Source organism: Streptomyces sp. MB09-01, from assembly GCF_033794505.1.
GTDB lineage: Bacteria > Actinomycetota > Actinomycetes > Streptomycetales > Streptomycetaceae > Streptomyces.
The window spans coordinates 1-5,363 of sequence record NZ_JARAYQ010000399.1 but is presented as its reverse complement, the minus strand read 5'-3'; the positions used below and the strand labels follow the sequence as shown (position 1 = coordinate 5,363).

General features: G+C 69.2%; 6 protein-coding genes. 5 read left to right on the top strand and 1 reads right to left on the bottom strand.

The features are described 5' to 3' along the window. Positions 1-318 precede the first annotated feature (318 nt). The gene (locus tag PV721_RS40920) at positions 319-963 is read left to right on the top strand and encodes a GAP family protein (RefSeq protein ID WP_319733600.1); all 645 of its coding nucleotides are present in this window, start codon (positions 319-321) and stop codon (positions 961-963) included. A gap of 148 nt (positions 964-1,111) precedes the next feature. Here the strand turns inward: PV721_RS40920 and PV721_RS40915 are convergent, their stop codons facing one another. Continuing rightward, a complete protein-coding gene (locus PV721_RS40915) occupies positions 1,112-1,495 on the bottom strand; it encodes a VOC family protein (protein WP_319733598.1) in 384 nt (127 codons plus the stop codon). Between the two features lie 379 nt (positions 1,496-1,874). On the opposite strand from PV721_RS40915, the gene PV721_RS40910 reads away from it, so the two are divergent. From PV721_RS40910 to PV721_RS40895, 4 genes are all read left to right on the top strand, one after another. Further along, positions 1,875-3,536, top strand: a complete 1,662-nt coding sequence (locus PV721_RS40910; protein WP_319733596.1) for a hypothetical protein — start codon at positions 1,875-1,877, stop codon at positions 3,534-3,536. Between the two features lie 182 nt (positions 3,537-3,718). Further along, complete coding sequence (locus tag PV721_RS40905; RefSeq protein WP_319733594.1) at positions 3,719-4,234, top strand: NUDIX hydrolase; 516 nt, start codon at positions 3,719-3,721, stop codon at positions 4,232-4,234. Between the two features lie 523 nt (positions 4,235-4,757). Next, a complete protein-coding gene (locus PV721_RS40900; RefSeq protein ID WP_319733592.1) occupies positions 4,758-4,946 on the top strand; it encodes a thiazolylpeptide-type bacteriocin in 189 nt (62 codons plus the stop codon). Positions 4,947-4,967: 21 nt separating this feature from the next. After that, entirely contained in the window at positions 4,968-5,150 is a 183-nt protein-coding gene (locus PV721_RS40895; RefSeq protein WP_319733590.1) for a thiazolylpeptide-type bacteriocin, read from the top strand. The last annotated feature ends 213 nt before the right edge of the window (positions 5,151-5,363 follow it).

Sequence of the window (5,363 nt, the reverse complement as noted above, 5' to 3'; positions counted from 1 at the left end):
TTTTTTTTTTGTTGTTAGATGAGGCTTTGAAGTTTCCGCTTTTTGTGGCTGGGCGGCGTCAGATGGGTTTAAGGGTCACGTTGCGGGGGGTGGGGGCCGGCGGTGAAGTGGACCCGTTCGCCGCTGACGGGGGTGGCGCGGCGAACCTCCTGCCCCTCGTGGTGCGGCATTCGGGGACGTGCGCGTGGCCTGCTTGACCGGTCGGGCCGTCACCCGCAGAGTCGGAACGCGGTGTCGTGACGGCGCCGCCCGACCCCGTCTCCGGTCCACCCGTCCGAAGGCGGCAGACGGCCTCGGCCTCCGGGAGTGACTGCGCTGATGGTCCTCGACCTGGTCGTGATCGGTACGGCCATCACCCTGGGGCCTCTGCACAACAGCGCCTTCATCCTGCTGCTCTCCTCGCAGCGTGGCGTCCGCAAGGGCCTGGCGTTCCTGTTGTCGTGGCTCGCCAACCTGGTTGTGGTGATCGCGTGTGTGGTGCTGCTGACCGGTGGTGAGCCCCCGGCCCGCCACGCCGCACCGTCGACCGCCGCGGCGTGTGCGAAACTCGCCATCGGCGTCGGGCTGGTCATGTACGGCGCGCACCGGCGCCGTCGGCCGCCCCGCCCGCACGGCCCGCCGCGCTGGACCGCTCGGGTGGACAGCGCCTCGCTGGGCACGGCAGCCGGGCTGGCCTGGCTGCTGCAGCCTTGGGCGCTGGTCGGTGCCGGAGCCGCGACGGTCGTCGCCGCGGACCTTTCCTCCCTCACCGACTGGCTCGCACTGACCGGCTACTGCCTGCTGGCCACGCTCGGCCTCATCGCCATGGAGATGTACACGGTCCGGGCGCCCGCGGCTGCGCGTGCCAGGTTGAACGCCCTGCGGGTGTGGCTCGAGCAGCATCAGGAGCAGCTGATCGTCACGCTCTCCCTGCTCGTCGGCCTCTGGCTGACGGCCCGAGGCATCTATGAGCTGGTCGCCTGACCCGCCCGCGCGTAGGAGAAGGCCGCCTCCGGGGCCGCAGTCCTGCTCCGGGAGGCAGGCGGCTGACGGGGTGCCCGTACATGGTCGGCCACCCTGAACCACGAGCCATCGGCACCGTTTCCGGCGGGGCCAGGGCGGCGCGTGGCCGTCAGGAATGCACGGCGGCCCGATCGGACTCGCTGCGCAGAACGCAGAATTCGTTGCCTTCTGGATCGGCAAGGACGGCCCAGCCTGAACCATCGGGATTCCGGTGATCGCTGACAAAGGTGGCGCCGAGGCCCAACAGCCGGTCCACCTCCGGATCGCGTGAGGTCTCAGGACGCAGGCACAGATGGATCCGGTTCTTGATCGTCTTGGGCTCGGGGACCTGGTTGAAGTACAGCACCGGGCCCTCCGCCAGCAGCACCTGAGTCTCCCGGTCACCCGGTTTGACCTCCGGATGCAGCGGACGGCCTGTCACACTGCTCCAGAACCGGGCCAACTCGTAGGCGTCCGCACAGTCGATCGCCACGTTCTGCAATACCGAGACCATGCCCGCGAGCCTTCCCTATCTCCACGCCGAACGCCACCGAGTTCCGCGCGATCGCGGACATGACTCAGAGTCCTGGCAGCACTCTCGCTACACACCGGCCGGGCACCGGCCGCTGCGGAACCTCCCGCGTTCCCGCCCTCAGGGCCCTCCGCGTCTGGCCACTCCCGCCCCGCCTCCGTGCCGGACGCGATCCGTGTGCCGCCGACGATTCGATCATGCCAGGTGCAACCGCCGGGAATCCCCTGACGTCCTCGGCGACAGGGCGTTCGTAAGATCCGAAAATATGTTCGTATCGATCACCGGTATGTGTATGCTGAACGCGCTTCACTTTCTGAACTGGTTCAAAAATAAGGGGGGACCGGTGCAGCGTCACCGCGTCATGATTTCGGCTGCCGTCGTCGCGGCAGCCATCGGCTTCGTACCGAACGTGGCCCAGGCCTCAGACCAGCCTGCGGACCGTGCCGGCAGCGTGGCCGCCAAGATCGATTCGGCGAAGGCCGCGGCGGCGGGTTCCGCCGTCTTCCACAGCCCCGCCGAGCGCACCGTGCGCAAGGCCACCACCGCTCCCGCCGATGCGGGCAAGAACGGCAAGGCGGCCGCCGCTCCGCAGGCCGCCGGAGCCGCGAAGGACAACCCGGGCCTCGCCGTCGACCTGCTCGCTTCGGGCACCACCGCGCACGGCATCAGCCTGGCGTCCCAGATCAGCACCAGCGTCGAGTCCTCGATCCGGGTCGAGATCAACTGGGGTGACGGTCAGACCGAGACCGCCCACACCACCAACGCCAAGCTCCTCAAGTCGCACCACAAGTTCTCCGAGCTCGGGACCCACAAGGTCACGGTCACCCTGACCGACCTGAACAACAACGTGACCGCCACCAACAGCGTGGACGTCCAGGCGTACGGTTCGAAGTTCACCCCGCACGGCCCGACCCGGCTGCTGGACACCCGCGACGGCACCGGCGCCGCCGCCGGCCCGGTCCTCCCGTACGGCACGGCCCGTGTGAAGATCGGCGGCAACAGCGGCATTCCGGCCGACGCGACCGCGGTGGCCCTCAACCTGACCGTCACCAACGCCCGTTCCGGCGGCCACATCACGGCCTACCCGTCGGGCACGGAGCAGCCGAACACCTCGAACGTCAACTTCGTCGCGGGGCAGACCGTGCCGAACATGACGATCGTGCCGGTCGGCGCGGACGGCTACGTGGAGCTCGTCAACCGCAGCTACGGCGACGTGGACCTGATCGCGGACGTCACCGGCTACTTCACCCGCACCAACGCCAGCGGCTACACCTCGCTGGACCCGGCCCGCATCGTCGACAGCCGCGAGGGCCTCGGCACCTCGTGGGGCCAGGTCGCCGGGCAGAGCACGTTCCCCGTCCAGATCGCCGGCAAGGCCGGCGTTCCGTCCTGGGGCGTCACCGCCGTAGCCCTCAACGTCACGGTCACCAACCCGCGGAACGCCGGCCACCTGACGCTCTTCCCGAGCGGGCAGCAGGCCCCCTCCACGTCGAACGTGAACTTCACGCCGGGCCAGACGATCGCCAACTCGGTGATCGTCCCGGTGGGCTCCGACGGCAGGATCAACGTCCGCAACGGCTCCTGGGACCCGGCCGACGTGATCGTGGACGTCGTCGGCTACTACAGCCCCGACAGCAAGGCCGCCTACCTGCCCGTCAAGCCCACGCGGCTGTACGACTCGCGCGACTGGTCCCCGGTGCCGGGCCAGGACTACAGCTACCTGCCGCTCGGGGACGGCAAGCCGTGGGTCACGGGCTACGTCCTGAACGCGACCGTCACCAACACCCAGGGCGACGGCCACCTCACGGTCGCACCGGACTCGAACACCTGGGCCCAGTACATCAGCAGGACCCAGATCAGGCCCACACCGCCCAACTCCTCCAACCTGAACTGGACGAAGGGCGCGACCGTCCCGAACCTGGTCCAGGCGAGCACGGGCAAGCACGGCGTCATCGACCTCTGGAACCGCAGCTGGCAGCCCACCGACATGGTGGTCGACATGTTCGGTCTCTACGAGTACTGATCCGCCCGGCGGGCCGAGCCCTCACGACCGTGCCCCGGGACCAGCCAGTACGGCTGTTCCCGGGGCACGTCCCTTTCCGGCCGGATCCGCCCCCGGGTCCACGAGCTCCCGAGTGCGGGCGGCGCGAGAGAGCGTGACCATCCGCTGGCTCCGCCGCGCGCACCTCTGGCATCGTGATCCCCATGGGTGAACTGGTCGACCACGTTGACGAGCAGGACCAGGTGCTGGGAGTCGTCGACCGGGCCGAGGCGATCCGTCAGGGCTGGCTGCACCGCATCGCCACGATCGTGTGCCGCGACGAAGAGGGACGATTCCTGGTCCACCGCCGCCCGGACGACTCGTCCCGCTTTCCGGGCCGGTACAACTGGATGCTCGGCGGTGCCGCTGCCGTAGGCGAGTCGTACGAAAAGGCGGCAGCCCGGGAGCTGTCGGAGGAACTGGGCGTTCACGCCGCCCCGCGCTTCGTGCTCACATTCCTGTGCGCGGGCGAGATCAGCCCCTACTGGCTCGGACTGCACGAGGCCGTCATCACCTCGCCCGTGCGGCCGAGGGCCGAGGAAGTCGCCTGGCACGGCTGGCTCACCGAGACGGAACTCGAATCCCTTGTGCGGCAGCAGGATTTCATTCCAGACGCGCGCGAGGCATTCGACCGCTACCGCGACCTGAGCCGCGCGGAACGAGCCTCCACCTCGGGTTAGGGCGGTCTTCGGCCCATCGCCCTGGAGTTTGCGGGGATCACCTCGTCGGGATGCGGGAACTCACGGACCCTGAGCCGCCGCCGTGCCCTGAGGCGCTGTCAGAGACAGGGCCGCTGTGGCCAGGACGGCGCCGGACGGCCCCTCCGTACGTGCCGGAAGCAGCGGCACGACCCCGCGATGGCCCCCACCCCCCGTTGCCGATAAATGCCCATGGAATTGGCTGAATTCAGGCCGTGCACCGCAATTTCCGCGCCCCGCCGGGAAATGCGGCCGCTTACGCTCCGGCGGGGCTCGAGCGGCCCCGGGAAAACTGGGGAACGGCCGCAACACCGGCCGTAATACCCGTGGCCGGTTTCGGCCGTCAGCGACGTGACCAAGTCGAACCGGACTTGCCGAGGTAGCGAGCAGAAGCCCCACGCGCTTGCTGCCGTCCGGACGACCTCGCCATGCTTTTCCGGACGATCCGGTCCACGGACGCTCAGTGCACCTTCGGCTATCCGCTTCCACATCCCGGGAGACACACATGTCCGACACCGCACGTACCCCCGAGACCGAACTCCACGACCTGGAACTCGACCTCGGCGACCTCACCGTCACCTCCATGCGGGACACCGCCGCACTGCCCGAGGGAGGGGCGTCCTGGGGCTCCTGCTCCTGCCAGGGTTCCTCGTCCTGCGCCCAGCCGCACGCCTCGTTCGCCCCCGAGGCCTGACCCCATACACGAGAGGAACCCATGACCGACAGCACGCAGTCCTCCGGCTACGACCTCGACGACCTCGACCTCGGTGAACTCACCGTGACCTCCATGCGGGACACGGTCGCGCTGCCCGAGGGCGGCGCGTCCAACGGGGGCAGCTCCTGTTCCTGCGGCTCGTCCTCCTGCGCCCACCCGCAGATGCCCGAACTCCCCGTGTAAGGGGGGACGGGCGCACCACCGGCAACCGGTCCGGCCGCAGCACCGTAGGACCGCACCACCGTACGACGGCACCACCGTTCGACCGGACCACCGTACGACGGCACCACGGCACCACGGCACCACCGCTCGGTAAACGCTTCCCGCCGTGCCCCGCGCCCGGCGGGAAGCGTTTACCGAGCGGTGGTGCCGTGGTGCCGTGGTGCCGTCGTACGG

Excerpts from the sequence above, each read along its gene's own strand:
- PV721_RS40905 (WP_319733594.1), top strand. The coding sequence starts at position 3,719 with ATGGGTGAACTGGTCGACCACGTTGACGAGCAGGACCAGGTGCTGGGA.
- PV721_RS40900 (WP_319733592.1), top strand. The coding sequence starts at position 4,758 with ATGTCCGACACCGCACGTACCCCCGAGACCGAACTCCACGACCTGGAA.
- PV721_RS40895 (WP_319733590.1), top strand. The coding sequence starts at position 4,968 with ATGACCGACAGCACGCAGTCCTCCGGCTACGACCTCGACGACCTCGAC.
- PV721_RS40915 (WP_319733598.1), bottom strand. The coding sequence starts at position 1,495 with ATGGTCTCGGTATTGCAGAACGTGGCGATCGACTGTGCGGACGCCTAC.
- PV721_RS40920 (WP_319733600.1), top strand. The coding sequence starts at position 319 with ATGGTCCTCGACCTGGTCGTGATCGGTACGGCCATCACCCTGGGGCCT.
- PV721_RS40910 (WP_319733596.1), top strand. The coding sequence starts at position 1,875 with ATGATTTCGGCTGCCGTCGTCGCGGCAGCCATCGGCTTCGTACCGAAC.